The organism is Bradyrhizobium sp. Kon58 (assembly GCF_055807455.1).
Genome location: NZ_JBVVOT010000025.1, coordinates 1 through 14965, shown reverse-complemented (window position 1 = coordinate 14965; position 14965 = coordinate 1). Strand labels below are relative to the sequence as shown.

The 14965-nt window shown below is 61.3% G+C and carries 15 protein-coding genes; 5 read left to right on the top strand and 10 right to left on the bottom strand.

Features of this window, described 5'->3' with window-relative positions; all coding sequences use genetic code 11:
- Positions 1–218: 218 nt before the first annotated feature.
- The 4 genes from fdxA to AC0L20_RS29965 form a co-directional block, all read right to left on the bottom strand.
- Positions 219–557 carry a ferredoxin FdxA gene (fdxA, locus tag AC0L20_RS29980; RefSeq protein ID WP_007599264.1) on the bottom strand — a complete coding sequence of 113 codons (339 nt, stop codon included), beginning with the start codon at positions 555–557 and terminating at the stop codon, positions 219–221.
- Positions 558–689: 132 nt separating this feature from the next.
- Positions 690–959: an RNA-binding S4 domain-containing protein gene (locus AC0L20_RS29975; protein WP_084462124.1), complete on the bottom strand. Its 270-nt coding sequence runs from the start codon at positions 957–959 to the stop codon at positions 690–692.
- Between the two features lie 22 nt (positions 960–981).
- Positions 982–4404: a helicase-related protein gene (locus AC0L20_RS29970; RefSeq protein ID WP_473294202.1), complete on the bottom strand. Its 3423-nt coding sequence runs from the start codon at positions 4402–4404 to the stop codon at positions 982–984.
- Positions 4405–5086: 682 nt separating this feature from the next.
- The gene (locus tag AC0L20_RS29965) at positions 5087–5896 is read right to left on the bottom strand and encodes a DUF3108 domain-containing protein (protein WP_354063450.1); all 810 of its coding nucleotides are present in this window, start codon (positions 5894–5896) and stop codon (positions 5087–5089) included.
- A gap of 620 nt (positions 5897–6516) precedes the next feature.
- On the opposite strand from AC0L20_RS29965, the gene rpmB reads away from it, so the two are divergent.
- A complete protein-coding gene (gene rpmB, locus AC0L20_RS29960; RefSeq protein WP_026232426.1) occupies positions 6517–6828 on the top strand; it encodes a 50S ribosomal protein L28 in 312 nt (103 codons plus the stop codon).
- 270 nt (positions 6829–7098) lie between these two features.
- Positions 7099–8772, top strand: coding sequence for an HTH domain-containing protein (locus AC0L20_RS29955; RefSeq protein ID WP_473294201.1), 1674 nt, complete (start codon positions 7099–7101; stop codon positions 8770–8772).
- On the opposite strand, the gene AC0L20_RS29950 is transcribed toward AC0L20_RS29955, so the two are convergent.
- From AC0L20_RS29950 to AC0L20_RS29940, 3 genes are all read right to left on the bottom strand, one after another.
- Positions 8767–9414 carry a non-canonical purine NTP pyrophosphatase gene (locus AC0L20_RS29950; protein WP_473294200.1) on the bottom strand — a complete coding sequence of 216 codons (648 nt, stop codon included), beginning with the start codon at positions 9412–9414 and terminating at the stop codon, positions 8767–8769. The two genes, AC0L20_RS29955 and AC0L20_RS29950, sit on opposite strands and share 6 nt — an antisense overlap.
- A 2-nt stretch (positions 9415–9416) precedes the next feature.
- On the bottom strand, positions 9417–10169 hold the full coding sequence (locus AC0L20_RS29945; RefSeq protein WP_247820920.1) for an SIR2 family NAD-dependent protein deacylase: 753 nt from the start codon (positions 10167–10169) through the stop codon (positions 9417–9419).
- Between the two features lie 71 nt (positions 10170–10240).
- A complete protein-coding gene (locus tag AC0L20_RS29940; RefSeq protein ID WP_473294198.1) occupies positions 10241–10861 on the bottom strand; it encodes a class I SAM-dependent methyltransferase in 621 nt (206 codons plus the stop codon).
- 314 nt (positions 10862–11175) lie between these two features.
- Between AC0L20_RS29940 and AC0L20_RS29935 the strand changes: the two genes are divergently transcribed.
- Positions 11176–11556, top strand: coding sequence for a hypothetical protein (locus AC0L20_RS29935; RefSeq protein WP_473294197.1), 381 nt, complete (start codon positions 11176–11178; stop codon positions 11554–11556).
- Between the two features lie 14 nt (positions 11557–11570).
- On the opposite strand, the gene AC0L20_RS29930 is transcribed toward AC0L20_RS29935, so the two are convergent.
- The 3 genes from AC0L20_RS29930 to AC0L20_RS29920 all read right to left on the bottom strand — a co-directional run bounded on the left by AC0L20_RS29930 (position 11571) and on the right by AC0L20_RS29920 (position 12600).
- Positions 11571–11849: a DUF1488 family protein gene (locus tag AC0L20_RS29930; protein ID WP_085351675.1), complete on the bottom strand. Its 279-nt coding sequence runs from the start codon at positions 11847–11849 to the stop codon at positions 11571–11573.
- Positions 11850–12044: 195 nt separating this feature from the next.
- Entirely contained in the window at positions 12045–12341 is a 297-nt protein-coding gene (locus AC0L20_RS29925) for a hypothetical protein (protein WP_456766645.1), read from the bottom strand.
- 1 nt (position 12342) lies between these two features.
- A complete protein-coding gene (locus AC0L20_RS29920) occupies positions 12343–12600 on the bottom strand; it encodes a hypothetical protein (RefSeq protein WP_027515171.1) in 258 nt (85 codons plus the stop codon).
- Positions 12601–12961: 361 nt separating this feature from the next.
- Between AC0L20_RS29920 and AC0L20_RS29915 the strand changes: the two genes are divergently transcribed.
- Positions 12962–13093, top strand: a complete 132-nt coding sequence (locus AC0L20_RS29915) for a hypothetical protein (RefSeq protein WP_007599247.1) — start codon at positions 12962–12964, stop codon at positions 13091–13093.
- 286 nt (positions 13094–13379) lie between these two features.
- Complete coding sequence (locus AC0L20_RS29910; protein WP_473294196.1) at positions 13380–14735, top strand: DUF2235 domain-containing protein; 1356 nt, start codon at positions 13380–13382, stop codon at positions 14733–14735.
- Positions 14736–14965: the final 230 nt, after the last annotated feature.

Genomic DNA, 14965 nt, shown 5'->3' with positions numbered 1-14965 from the left:
CTTTTTACGCGTTTTCTGTGACACAGCCTGCGCGCGGAAACTGCCACGCCCCTGTTCGACATTTGGTTTCACGGGAACCCAACGGGGCCGACGGGGCTAACCAGGGTTCGGCTCAATGTGCCCAATATAGCACATTTCCCGCAAAAATCAATGATTTAGGGGTCTTAAGGGCTGGTTTTCGGCGATAACGACGCTAATAGGGTTAAGTTTGACCCGAATTAGTCGCCGGAGCCGGGGTTCGCCGAGAAATACTTGTCGAACTTGCCCTCCATGCCGTCGAAATCCTTGGCGTCGGCAGGTGATTCTTTCTTCTGGGTGATGTTCGGCCAACTCTTGGCGTAGTCGGCGTTGACCGTGAGCCACTTTTCCAGGCCCGGTTCCGTGTCCGGCTTGATGGCATCGGCGGGACATTCCGGCTCGCACACGCCGCAATCGATGCACTCGTCAGGATGGATGACGAGCATGTTCTCGCCCTCGTAGAAACAATCGACTGGGCAGACCTCTACGCAGTCGGTGTACTTGCACTTGATGCACGCTTCAGTGACGACGTAAGTCATCCAACGCTCCGAAAAGCTCTTTTAAAAGTCGCGGCTTGCGTAGCGCGGATGGCCCGGCGCCGCAAGCTCAGGAACGGCCGATCATGACGGCTTTATGCGCTTGATCGACCAAGAAATGAATTCAAAGCGCAATTAATTGCGCTGAGAATTCGGATGGCCTTCGCTGAGCTCTTCGTAGAGCACACGGGCCGAGGCGGCATCGCCGCGGCGCTCGTTGAAGGCGATGACTCTCAAGACGCGCACGGTGCGATCGAGCGCGACGGTGAGCACGTCGCCGATCTTGATCGCATGCCCCGGCGATTTCTCGCGTGCACCGTTGACGCGAACATGGCCGGACTCGACAAGCTCGGCAGCGGAGGTGCGCGCCTTCACCACCCGCGCGTGCCATAGCCATTTGTCGATGCGCTGCCGCTCGGTCGTGGGCTCACTCCTTACGCCCGGACAGCTGCTCCTTTAGCGCAGCGAGTTTTGCAAACGGCGAGTTCGGATCGACCGGACGATCGCGCTCGCGCGGGGTCGCGCTCGATGCATAGGGACGCAGCGAGGGTCCGCCCTGGCGGTCGCGGCCCTTGTCGCGGTCGCGGCCACGATTGTCGCGGCCCTTGTCGCGATCGCCGCCACCGAACTTGCCCTTGTTGCGATCCTTGTTGTCGCGATCCTTGTTGCCGCCATTCTTGCCCTCGAAGCGGCGGTTCTTGTCGTCGCGCCCCTCCGGACGCGGCGCGGCTTCGGTGCCGCCTTCGCGCGGCTTGCGGAAATCCCTGCCGCCATCGCGACCAGAATCGCGACGATGACCACCGCCATGACGATGGCGCTCACCGCGTTTCTCGCCGTCGGCGGCAGGCGCGGCTTCGCCTTCGGCAGGCGCAGCGCCTGCTTCAGCAGCCGCCTGCGGACGCGGCTGGTGACGCTGGTTGCGATGTCGCTCGTGGCGCGGCTTGCGATCGTCGTGACGGCCGGCGGGACGCCAGACCTCGATGAGCTCGGGTTCAGCGGGGGTGGCCGCGGCTTCCACAGGTGCCGCCGCATCGGCCGACGCAGCGGCTTCGGTTGCAGCAGTCTCTGCAGGCGCGGTTTCGGCGGGGACAGCTTCGGCGGGAGCGGTTTCAGCAGCTTGAACGGCTGCCGCAGCCTCTTCCGCAGGTGGCGCGATGCCGGGAGCGTCTTCCGGCGTGACGGACGCCTCAAGCGCCGGCTCTTCAGGCGCGGGCTCGTCATGCTGCTCCATGCCGGGCGCGTCTTCGACGGTCACAGGCTCGGCGGCGGCTTCGATCGCGGTGTCCGCGGGCGTTGCGGCGTCCTCGGCCGGCGTTTCGGTTGCGGGCGTCTCTTCGCTGGAGGCTTCAGCAACAGCCGCCTCGGCAACAACCGGTTTCGCCGGCAGCGGCGGGCGCTTGTCCATGCGATAGCCGAGCGCACGCAGCACGGATGCAAAGTCTTCGCCGGCCGAACCGGTGAGCGAGGTCATCGCCTGCGTCACGACAAAGCTGCGGCCGTCGAACGCACCGGCGGGCTTTTCGCCGGACGCGTTCTCGCGCCAGGCCAGCGCTGGACGGATCAGATCGGCCAGGCGCTCCAGGATGTCGACGCGCACGGCGCGCTCGCCGGCCTGCTTGTAGCCGAGCACGCGATAGGCATCGCGCGGCAGCTGCTTGTCGACCGGGAACGAGGTGCGGCCCGAGCTTGCCAGATGCTGCGCGCCCGACAGCGCGGAGGGATCGACATTGTCCTGCTTCAGCGCCCAGAGCAGCGCGGCCAGCGCACGCCCGGCCGGCTTGAGCATGCCGGGGAAATAGAGGTGATAGGCGCCGAAGCGGACGCCGTATTTGCGCAAGGTCGCGCGCGAGGGCTGATCGAGGTCCTTGAGCTCGTTGGCGATCTTCGGGCGCTCCAGCACGCCGAGCGCCTCGACGAGCTGATAGGCGATGCCGCGGGCTATGCCGGTGACGTCCTCGGCCTTGCTGAGCTCGAACAGCGGCCCGAGCAGCTTTTCGATATGCGTCTTGAGCCAGAGCTCGAGCCGGGCCTGCACCTTGTCGCGAGGCGCGCCCGTGAGCCGCTCGTCGGAGATGATGCGGATGCGCGGATGCAGCGCGTCCTCTGCGGCAGAGAGCCGCGCCACGGCGTCGCCGGTCCAGCGGATCATGCCTTCCGAAGTCAGCACGAACTGCTCGTCCGGCGCATTGCCCAGTTTTTCGGCGCGCGCGTTGATCTCGCCGGCGAGCACGGCCTGCGCTGCAGCCTGCAACGCTTTCGCATCGGAGCCGGCTTCCGCCGCATCCGGTGCAAAGGTGAAGCCATCGAGGCGGCCGATGACATGGCCTTCGACGATGACTTCGCCGGTCTTGCCGATTTCAGTATTCAAGCTCGTGTTCTCCCGCAGGCGGCGCATCAATACACTGGTCCGGCGATCAACGAAACGCTCAGTCAAGCGTTCATGGAGCGCATCCGATAATTTATTTTCGACCTCGCGGGCGATCCCCTGCCAGCGTTCCGGGTCTTTCAGCCAGTCGGGACGGTTGGCGACGAAGGTCCAGGTGCGAATCTGTGCGATCCGGGCCGACAGCGTGTCGATATCGCCGTCGACGCGGTCGGCCTGGTCGATCTGGGTCCTGAACCAGGCGTCGGGGATGCATCCCTTGCGCATCAGGAAGCCGTAGAGCGTGGTGACCAGCTCGGCATGGGCGGCCGGCGACAGCTTTCGATAATCGGGGATCTGGCAGGCCTCCCACAGCCGTTCCACGGCGTCCTTGCCATGCGCGACATCGCGCACCTCGGCGTCGCGGGCGGCGTGGTCGAGCACGCGCATGTCCTCGGCGATGGGCGCGCGCGTCAGCGCCTCATGGCCGGGGGCGAGGTTCAGCGAGACCTGGAGCGCGCCAAGGGAGGCGAAATCCAGCTTCGAATTGCGCCATTGCAAAACCTTCACGGGATCGAAGGTGTGGTTCTGCAGCGCATTGACGAGCTCGGGCTCGAACGGCGCGCAGCGACCGGTGGTGCCGAAGGTGCCGTTGCGGGTGGCGCGGCCGGCGCGGCCGGCGATCTGGCCGAATTCGGACGGCGTCAGGCGGCGGAACTGATAGCCGTCGAACTTGCGGTCGGAGGCAAAGGCGACGTGGTCGACGTCGAGATTGAGGCCCATGCCGACGGCGTCGGTGGCGACGAGGTAATCGACCTCGCCGTTCTGGAACATCGCCACCTGCGCGTTGCGGGTGCGCGGCGACAGCGAGCCCAGCACCACGGCGGCACCGCCATGCTGGCGGCGGATCAGCTCGGCGATGGCGTAGACCTCGTCGGCCGAGAAGGCGACGATGGCGGTGCGGCGCGGCTGCCGCGTGATCTTGCGGTCGCCGGCGAATTCCAGCTGCGACAGGCGCGGCCGGGTGATCATGGAAACGCCGGGCAGCAGCCGCTCGATGATCGGGCGCATCGTGGCAGCGCCCAGCAGCAGCGTCTCGTCGCGGCCGCGGCGGTTGAGGATGCGGTCGGTGAAGACGTGGCCGCGCTCCAGATCGGATGCGATCTGCACCTCGTCGACCGCCAGGAACGAGACGTCGAGATCCCGCGGCATCGCCTCGACGGTCGAGACCCAATAGCGCGGCGCTTTCGGCTTGATCTTCTCCTCGCCGGTCACGAGCGCGACGGCATCGGGGCCGACCCGGGCTGCGATCTTGTTGTAGACCTCGCGCGCCAGCAGACGCAGCGGCAGCCCGATCATGCCGGAGGGATGCGCGAGCATCCGCTCGATGGCGAGATGGGTCTTGCCGGTGTTGGTGGGACCAAGCACCGCAGTGACGCCGGCGCCGGGAAGCCGCTCGGAAGCGAAGGGGGAGGAGGAAAAAGGCATCTGGGGGATTAGGTAATGGCGATTGGGGCGAATGTCAGTGCTGTTTTGGGGCGGTGGCGCGAAGGGCCGGCCTCACACACTGCTGTCATCGCCCGGCTCGACCGGGCGATCCAGTATTCCAGAGGCGGCGCAGATCAAGCCGAGAGGGCGCGGCGTACTGGATGCCCCGGTCAAGCCGGGGCATGACGGCGGAGAATGCGGCGCCCCTCCCCAAATCCCGCGCAACTGTCTCACTTTGCGACGCTTTTCCCGTTGGCTTTAAGCTTCGGAACGAGTTGAGAACGAATCGCGGCCGAATCGATGACTCCCCCTTGAGTCCTGTTCCGTTCACGCAAGATGTCGCGGGAGGCTTATTGGGTTCGCACTAGATGGAGTTTTGGCCTGCCGCACAAGCGACGTTTCGATGGCGGAATTGTTAAAGCTGGGGACGGCGCGGAGTCGAATCAGAATCGGGGAGGAGTCAAATGGATTCCCGGCTCTCGACCCCTCCAAACAAAAAGTGCGAAAACAACCCCATGCACAGTAGGCATGTCGTTGAATTCATTGATGTTTATTTTTGCCAAAAGGGAAGTCCGTAGCCCGCATGGAGCGGAGCGCAATGCGGGGGCCAAGCAAAGAACCCGGATTGCGCTGCGCTCCATCCGGGCTACGGCAGCGAGGCCGGGGCTACGACAGCCAGGCCCTACTGCGTCTTCGCGACCCTGGGCGGCTGGGCCGTGGTGATAAAGCTGGTTGCTTCCAGCATGGCCGGGCCGAGCGGGGTCGGCACTTTCAGCCAGAACGGGACCAGGATGCGCGTGCCGGCGATCGGGGCGAAGGCGACCTCGATGTTGCGCTGGGCGGCGAGATATTTGATCACGGGGCGGTCGGGGATGTAGCCGGCGATGGGCACGAAATATAGCGAGCAGACCACGACCTGGCCGTGATAGCCCTTCTCCGCCTTGACGTTCTCCATGCGCTTGAAATCGAGCTTGAGCTCGTAGCGCATGCGGCCGTCGAACACGGCGGCGCTGCCGTGGCAGGCGTCCGCCGACAGCACATCGCCGGTGCCTGAGACGCGCACCAGCGAGGCCGTCATCGGGTCCCAGACGCCGCGGCGATGCGCGTCGGTGACGACGATGCGGTCGGGATCGACCGGCGGCTCTGGCAGAATCGCAAAATCCTTCACATTGCCCTTGTCGAGCGTGATGCGGATCTCTTCGGTCTTCTTCGAGGTGGTGGTGGAGGCCTGGTAGCCGGTCGCGACCAGCGCGCCGTTGACCACGCGCCCTTGCGAGGCGCCGGTGCCGGACCCGCCCGCGAAGGATTTTAGAAGCCCCGAGGTGCCGCCGGAGGCCGCGGCCGCGAACACATCGTCCTGGATGTCGATATTCCAGGCGCCCTTGCCGACCGGAATGCCCGCCAGCGTCGCCTCGTATTGCGCCTCGAGCTTGCCTTGCGCCGCCGCGGGCTCCGCCGCCCACGCCAAAACCAGCCCGAAAAGGGCCGCCATGACCCAGCGGCCGGCAGAGCGCGGATGACTTGCGCGCGGATTCCTTGCGCGCCGCTCCGCTGAGCGCAGCTCATTTGGACGCAGGCCGGACGCAAGATGAGGCGTTGTGAGCACGAAACAATCCAATCGGGGCGCGAACGGTTGTTACTTAAGCCAAAAAGCGCGCCAAGCAATGCATCCGGGCCTATCCGCGCCCGGAACTCCACTGGACTCTTCGGGCGCGAATACGCCCTTTATGTGATGGTAAGGCGCGACAATCATTGCCGTTTTGGTGATCGGGGCGGGTTAGAACCGCGCACCTCACTCCGCTGCCTCTTCCCCCTCGCCCCGCTTGCGGGGAGAGGGTCGGGGTGAGGGGAGCTCTCCTGGGGGGAGGTGAGAATTGAGTACACTCAACCCACAGCGCCCTCGCGGAGACTCCCCCTCACCCGGAATCCGCGCTGATCGCGCGCATTCCGGCCTCTCCCCGCAGGCGGGGAGAGGCGAAAGCAGCAGCCAAAACCTTGACGTCCCGCCGCTTCCCCCCTATACGTCCGCCCGCTCCCTGCAAGGACAGAGAATTTGCCCGTGGCGCCCCGAATGGCGGCCGCACATCGTTGGGAAAGATTGAGGATTTTGCCATGTCTCGCCGCTGCGAATTGACGGCCAAGGGCCCCCAGGTCGGCCACACGGTCAGCCACTCCAACATCAAGACCAAGCGCCGCTTCCTGCCGAACCTGGTCAACGTGACCTTCATCAGCGAAGCGCTGGGCCGCAACGTGCGCCTGCGCGTCTCCACCAACGCGATCAAGAGCGTCGACCACAATGGCGGCCTCGATCCCTTCCTGCTCAAGGCCAAGGCCGCCGTGCTGTCGCCCCGCGCCCTCGAGCTGAAGCGCGCCATCCAGAAGAAGGTCGGCCCGACCCCGGCGCCGGAGAAGAAGGCGAGCTAAGAATTTTCGGATTGGCGAGGGCTTGCGTCGCGAGGCGTAGGCTCAGCCGGATCAAGTTTTGCGTGACGGCCGGATCGGAAGATCCGGCCGTTTTTGTTTTTGCGGTGCAAATGTCTATGTCGCCGCATCGCTTGGAGTAGGCTACGCTAAGATCATCAATTGACACGATTTTTGGGAGCCTCTCAACGACGGCCGTATCGTCCTTCGCGCGCGGCCTAGATCGAGGTAGCTTTTGAGAGAGCACTCGCCGAGCGGAAGCACGTCATCCTAATGCATAGTTACCAAAAACAAACGGTTGCCGTGCAGAATCAGACCGACGAGCGCGTCGAAGGTGAACGACAAACCTTTCTTCGTGTCGCGGAGATTGTGTTGAGCAAGTCTCGTGTCCCACTTAGCGCTGGTGAGATTGTTGATCGAGGAGTCGAGCAAGGACTCTTTGGCGACCACACAATGGGTCGCACACCCCAGAAATCCATGCAGGCTCGGCTTAGCATGGACATCCTACACAGAAAGACTGACTCACGATTTGTCCGAACTGGTCGCGGGCGCTTTACCCTTCGCGCTTCGCTAGGAGCACCAGTAAGTGAACCGGACATTGCGCCGGGCGAAGTTCAGTCTGAATACGTAGCCGAGCGCCGTGTACTAAATACGCCGCGAGAAGAAGTTCTGTGCGTTCCAGAGCCTGCATATCGCGATGTCCTGACCTTTCAGGGTATAGACACCGATACACCCTTGATACTCGGGCAGCTTCTTAGCGAAAAAACTACCACCTATCTCGGGCGAGCTGAGGCTGAGGTCAACAACGACGCGAAGCAATTCATAACGTACGTCTTGGTTCAATGTGGTCAGCGCTTGCTGTTCTTCAAGCGATCCTATCTCAGCCGAGCAGCCGAATTTCTAAGAGGATCGAAGTGCATTGGCTTCGGTGGCCACGTCAGCGCCGCTGATCTCGATATGCTTTCGCGAGCCGACTTTGGTTTGTCAGCTTGCGGACGCAGAGAGCTCGCGGAAGAGCTTTTTTTGCCAGACCGAACCAGACGGAAACGCAAGGTCTCGGCTGAGGCAAGTCTTACAGACAAGCCTACTATCGATCTCTTTCAGAGCGTTCCACTAGAGTGTTTGGGAGTTCTGAACGACGACTCTTCGGAGGTCGGAAGGCGGCACGTTGCCGTTGTTTACCGTGCATGGCTTCCCGATTGGAACACAGCCAAGAAGCTGCAGAAGGGCGATTCATCGATCAAAGGCTTGGGATGGATCGATCTTTCAAAGGACAAGGTCGACATAACAGATTTCGAATATTGGTCGCAGCTATGTTTGCGACGCTTTTATCCGTCCACTCTCTTCACGCGAGCAAGACTCGAAATCGTAAATAACTCTCGCTTCGCGAGCGACCGCATCTTAGTTGTCGCGGGCCGAATTGGATCGGGGAAGTCGGAGACCGCCAATTACCTCAGCCAACGCCTACACTGCTCTTTGATCAAGACTGGGGAGTTGGTTCGCGCGCTAATGGAATCACCTCCAATCGGGGAGATTGGACGAGAGGAATTTCAAACTCGAGCATACAAATTCATCAGCGCGGAAGGCGGCACTAAGAAGTTGGCTGACGCCATAGCGAGCCAAATCGCGCACGAAGGTGGCAATCGTACGATTGTCGATGGAATTCGAAATCTCGACACCTTCGAGCACTTAGAAAGAAAGTGCGCTGGCGGGATCGGACTACTCTTTGTGCAGACTCCACCGGATCTCGCGTTCGACATGTATCGCGCCAGAGAGGCAGGAACGCTGAAATTCAGCTATCGCGATTTTCTTAAGGTATACGATGCCCCAGTAGAGGGGGAGATCTCAAGCCTGGGGCGCCGAGCAAACGCCTACATCTACAACTCTTTTGGGATGGAGGCCTTTCGGCGAACGCTAGACGAACTATTGCCGCAAATGCGTTCATAGCGCTGGAAACAAAGACGGTTCAGCGGCCAAGCGATACCTCATGAATGCCTTGAGGGCCTTAATTGATTGCGATACGACGAGTTTCTCCCCAAGACCTGAATGGTCGTCCTTCACGATCTCCGCATAGGTCCGACCGCCAAAGCCGTCAGGACAAAAAATGGTGTCCCAGTAGAACTCTCTAGTTCCTCTTGGAGAATTACTCAAAGCGCCTAGGGTTTCGCCAACAAAGGTGTGGACGTTTAGACCGTCACAATAGCCGACTACAGCTCGCGCAATAGCTCTAGTCGTGAGCGTCGAACAAGCCGCCACAAACTGCTCGGGGGCAAGAGAGTCCCACATCGGCTGAGTAAGCCCACCCGGAAACGACTTATCCCCGAAGCCTTCCAGAACGAGCCCTGCATGCTCAACAATGCAGGGTATCTGAATCTGTCGATACGCAGATTCAACTTTGAACTTCACCATAGACTCAAGATCGCATAATAGCGGCTCCGTTGTTGCGATCTTCCTAAAGCGAATATCGAAGAGCTCGCCCAGCGTCTTTCCGGTGTACTCAAGCTCGATCGTGTCCTTCGCTAATGCCCATTCCTCCTTCTTGTAATCGCTCCAGGAGCAATACGCGATTTGTATGGGAGAGGAGCTCATCACTAGATTCTCATCTCATGAAGCACTTCAGCGACGTTCTTTGAAATATCTTCCGCCCCAACGGGTATGACATCGATGTTGCGCTCATTGAAGAGGCGCCGCTCGAATTCCGACGGCTCTGGCAGAACTATATATGCTCTTCTTCCGCTCGAAGAGTTCGGCAGATCGGAAAATAAGCGATTCACGATGTGAAACAAGTAATTCACATTCGGATCGCGGAAGCTGTATCCGATAAACAGAACGGCTCTACCGAGTATGTCGCCCCGTAACTTGAAGTCCATTGGACTTTCCAATCGCATCCGCTCCATGTATTGCGATTCGGAGACAACCATCTGTTGAGGACTATTGAAGTCGCCGTGAAATTTGACGACTTCGATCACGGACCTATCATGCGCAATTGTGTGCTCGCCGGATACGATGTGCGTGTTCCGTCCGCTCTTCTTTAGAGCTCGTTCGATAAAATCGTCATAATTTGTTGTATAATAGAGGCTGCAACGATCCAGTTGGACCAGCTCTGAATGCACCGGCGAAGCAAGAATGTCTGCATCCGTCGCTTCAGCGAATTGTAGCGAAAGCCAATTCGTTAGCGGTGCGAGTTCGCGGTTCAAAATCTTGAAGTACTCCAAGATTTGGAGGTCACTTCCCCGCATCCGCAGCAAATTCTCGTCATTACAGCCAATCAGCTTCGCTGCTTGGTCCACCATCGCTTCCCAAGACGGCCCTCTCTTGGTTCCTCCGTCCCAGGTAACTGACATCGACGCTCCTGCGCCGACAAACGGGACGACGCGCCTATCGCGGTATAGTCTTCGAAGATCGGGGGGACAGGTCATCGAACCTTCTTCACCAGTAAACGAGTAAGACTGTGAAAATGCGGGATGTTGTTATGGGGATGCGTCTCGTGAATGATCGAGTCAGACTCAGCCAAGACCGTGTGGCCTTCGTATTGCTCTACATAAAACGAATGAGCCAATAGGGTTGGCGAAAAGTTCGGATGGGCAGATAAATCATGGGGCCCATCATTGAATGAAACAAGGAAGTGATACCCGCCAAGCCGTGTCCTCAGCAGCGCCGTTTGGATCAGTGAGGATATCTCTTCAGAGGAACTAAGGCAGTGCGCTAAGCCATAGAGCACAATCACATCAAATAATTCATCCCTAGTAAGATAAGCACCTCCGTCCAAGACGAGCCATTCAATTCGCGGGTCTGGAAACGAGCGCCGACCATTTTCTATAGCCTTCGCGGAGCAATCAACTGCTGTTACGCTTGCGCCGCATTGAGCAAATGCGGCGGCGTTCTTCCCTTCCCCACAACCTAAATCGAGTACGCGAACTCCACGTAAATCCCGATGCTCTTCGAGAAATGATTTCACTAAAGAGCCGGGGGACGTCCCCCAAAAGCAATCACTCGATGAATAGCCTTCATCGTAACCGCCGCTGTCTCTTGTCATTTGCCTGCAATATGGATTGAATCAGAAGCAGATAGCTTAGGGATACTGCCGGACCAACGCAATCAGCGGTTGATAGAGAAAAGACCCCTGTCCCCGGCGAAGGTCGAGATCGCGCAGGCGAGCTCGTTTCGAGCCGTCCTGCATCGAGAACTGGAAGTTCATACGACGTGGCGACGATCCAAGACTCAGAGTTGTCGATCCATCACTTGCCGCCGCACAACGAGCCACCCCGTAGTGCTACTAGTTAAGCCAAGGTCCTATTGATCTCCCGCAGTGGTTGCGCTTCTGTGCAACTTTCCGGGGGGATTCTTCTAATGCGCAATTTGGGCCTGGCGGTCCTTGCGACCGCTCTTGCTGGCTGTGCGTCGTCTTCATCTGACATCTCGGCGGCTTACGTCTCGCCGGTGCAGTATCAGCAGTACAACTGCCAGCAGCTCGCGCTCGAGGCGCAGTCGGTATCAGCCAGAGCTGCGACCCTCTCCGGCGTTCAAGACAGCCAGCGCACCAAGGATCAGGTCGCGACGGGCGTTGCCGTCGTTGTGTTCTGGCCCGCGGCGTTCCTGGTTGGCGGCGACAAACAGGCTGCGGCCGAACTCGCCCAAATGAAGGGACAGTTGATCGCGGTCGAGCAGGCCTCGATCGCAAAGAAGTGCAACATTCAATTCCAGGGCAAGCCCCAGGAACCGCCGAAGTAGGCGTCGTCGCGCCCCTACCCCCGAAAATCAATGCTCCGCAGCACGATCCCCGGCGGCGTGCCTTCGAACTCGGTCGCCTGATATTTGCGCCCGGTGCAGGCTTCGATGCGTTCGCGCAGGCGCGTGAACTGCTCTTCGCGCTCGCTGGGCCGGGCGCGCGGGCCGCGCTCGAGGTCGTCCATGGCGGAGGTCGAGATCGCGCAGGCGATCTCCTTTGCGCCGTCCTGCATCGAGAACTGGACGATGCCGCGGTCCTGGTCGTGGGCGATGAAGCGGCTGGTGGTGAGCGTCATGGGGTACTCCTTTGTCCGCGCGTCGTGCCGGGCTTGTGCGCAATTGCGCATGAGGGGCGCCGGTCAGCGTATCGAAGCACGCTGTGGCACAAGCATGCACAACAACTGACTTCGGTGGTTATGGGTCCTGGCTTTCGCCAGGACGACGCCGGTGTTTGCGAGCGTTGCGCGATAGCGCCACGAGTTGGCTCGCCGTTAGCCGTCGCCGTTGAGCCTTGCGAAATCGTCGAACAGCGCGGCCACCAGCGCGCGGTGGCGGGTGTCTTCCGCGGGCAGGCTCGCGGCATAGAGGTTGAGCAGATGGCGGGCCTTCACGGCGGCCTCCGGCCAGGACGCGGCCGGCACCGACATCATGCGGTTTTCGAGATCGGCTTCGCGCTCGCGCAGCTCCCTGACCTGGGCCTCGACATCGGCCAGCGCGCGGCGCAGATCGGTTGCCTTCTGGGCGGCCATGCCGCGGTGGCTGTCGAGATCGACCGGGATGTCAGTCATTTCAGGCACTCGCGTCGATACGTTGGGCATCCGCCAGGTCGACCGAGCCGATCGACAGCATCTCCGTCGCACCGCGCACGCCTTCGGAGGGCACCGTGATCATGGTGGCGACGCGGCGATAGGACGCGAACGACAGGCCCTCGATCATCTCCTCGTCGGTGACGACCTCATAGGCGCCGGCCGGCAATTCGCGCTCGAGGCCGCGGATGTGGAATGGATGCTTGAAGGTGATGGTTTCTCGCCGCGAGCGGATGGTCATGCGCGCCTGCCTTTCGCAAAGAAGGGGCCCCAACCGACGCCAGCTGGTCGCGACCATGCGCCCCTTGCGCGGCAATAGCCAGCTTTATGTCAGCGCGGGCCGGGACTTAAGGCGCAAGCGCGGTGCTCGCGCGCGGCGTTTTAGTCCTCGCCATCGGCGGGGCGCGGGCGTACGCTCGACCACGTCAGCGCAGCTCACGCAATTGCCGCGCGTCGATGTTGCGCTGCATCTTTCGCGCCTCGTGTGCGCGGCGGCGATCTTTCAATGGCTCGGGTGGGTGCATCTCACAGCCCTGCTTAGCGACCATTGCAGCGCCGATCTCGCACGCGGACGAACTCGAAACCCAGGAGGAGACGACGTCATGGCCAAGGGACAGCAACGCAGCAACCGCGAGACCAAGAAGCCGAAGAAGGACAAGATCAAGACCAGCGCCGCAGCGCCCAGCCGCAAGGATGCTGCGTGGCAGCCGGAGATCGGGCAGAAGAAGAAGTAGCGGCGAGGCCTCTTTCACAACGGCGGGGCTCTCGCATAGGACGCCTCAGCGGCGCCTGAGCGAGCGCCTCGTCCTTCGAGACGACCGCTTCGCGGTCTCCTCAGGATGAGGCTTGGCTGCATGCATCTGCGTGAAATGCCGCCGCATACTCATCCCTCATCCTGAGGGCCCGCCGCAGGCGGGCGTCTCGAAGGATGGCCGCAGTCGAACTTCCAGCCATACATCTCCCTCTCCCCACTCTTTTCCGCTATACTCGCCCGGGTAGCATCAGCGGGAGGGGTATCCTGTGGAGCACGAGCGCAACGCCGAGCATACATCCGAGCCGAAGAACCTCGTCATCTGCTGTGACGGCACCGGCAACGAGATCTCGGAGAACATCTCCAACGTCCTGAAGCTCTATCGCTGCCTGCGCAAGACCGACAAGACGCGGCCGCGGCAGATGGTGTTCTACGATCCCGGCGTCGGCACGGTGACGGAGCCGTCGACGTGGCACCGCTGGAAAGCCAACGTCAATTTGGTGCTGGGGCTCGCCACCGGCTACGGGCTCGATGACAACACGCTGTCGGCCTATTGCTTCCTGGTCGAACATTACGCGCCAGGCGACAGGATCTATCTGTTCGGCTTCTCGCGCGGCGCCTATACCGTGCGGGTGCTGGCGGGGCTGATCCACAAGATCGGCCTGATCTCGCCGGAGCAGGCCAACCTCGCAGGCTCTGGCCTCGTCGCCTACAAGCAATATTCCGGCACCGGGCGCGGCAACGATGTCAGCGACCTCATCGACGAGGGTTTTGACGACAGCGGGCCGCTGCCGAAAAACAAGTTCGATCTCGCCGCCCAGTTCGCGCGCATTACTTCGTCGCGCTGGCCGACCATCCACTTCATCGGCGTCTGGGACACAGTGGCGAGCGTGATCGTGCCGCGCGCCGACCGGGGCTATTTGCCGAGCTTCGAGGAGCTCGCCTTCACGCTGCGCAATCCCAGCGTCAACATCTTCCGCCAGGCGATCGCGATCGACGAGCAGCGCTGCATGTTCCGCCTCAAGCAGTATGAGGAGCCGCAGGAGTACTGGCGCAACCGCTTCGTGCCCGATCACAAGAAGGAGCCGCAGGACATTTTGCAGGTGTGGTTCGCCGGCGTGCATTGCGACGTCGGCGGCGGCTATCCGGAAGCCGAGAGCGGCGAGTCCAAATATCCGCTGCTCTGGATGATCGAGGAGGCGACCAAGGCGGGCCTGAACTTCAACCCGCGCACGGTGAACCAGCTCGCCTGGGGCATCCAGCGCAAGAACTCACCGTTCCAATACGTGCCGCCTGAATACACCGGGAAGGCGGGCGAGCTGCACAATTCGATGACGGCGGTGTGGCGCGTGCTGGAGTATCTGCCGAAGCGCGCGATCTACAAGGAATGGCCGGAGCGCAAGGTGTTTCTCGGGCTCTACATCCCCGATTGCGAACCGCGCCTGATCCCCGAAGGCGCGCATGTGCACGAGAGTGTGTTGAAGCGGATGGCGGTGGAGCCGGGCTATCGGCCGGTGAATCTGCCGAAGGATTATGTGACGGTGCCGATGCCGCTGCCGCCGCATGTGGGCATGGCGGCGGAGGCGGGGGAGGCGGGGGAGGCGGGGGAGATCGTGGTGGGGTGAGGTTTGCCTGGCGGCGGACCGTGAGGGAAGTAGACCGGCGCTCCACCAAAGCCGTCGTCCTGGCGAAAGCCAGGACCCATACCGCGTGATTTTTCGGTGGCGGAAGGTCGGCGTACCGAACAACGAATCTTCGCCAAACTACGTCTTGGGGTAATGGGTCCCCTGAGTTCACAAACGAAGTGCAACACTTCCATCTGGAGGTGTTGCCATGGGGCGGACTTACAAACAGC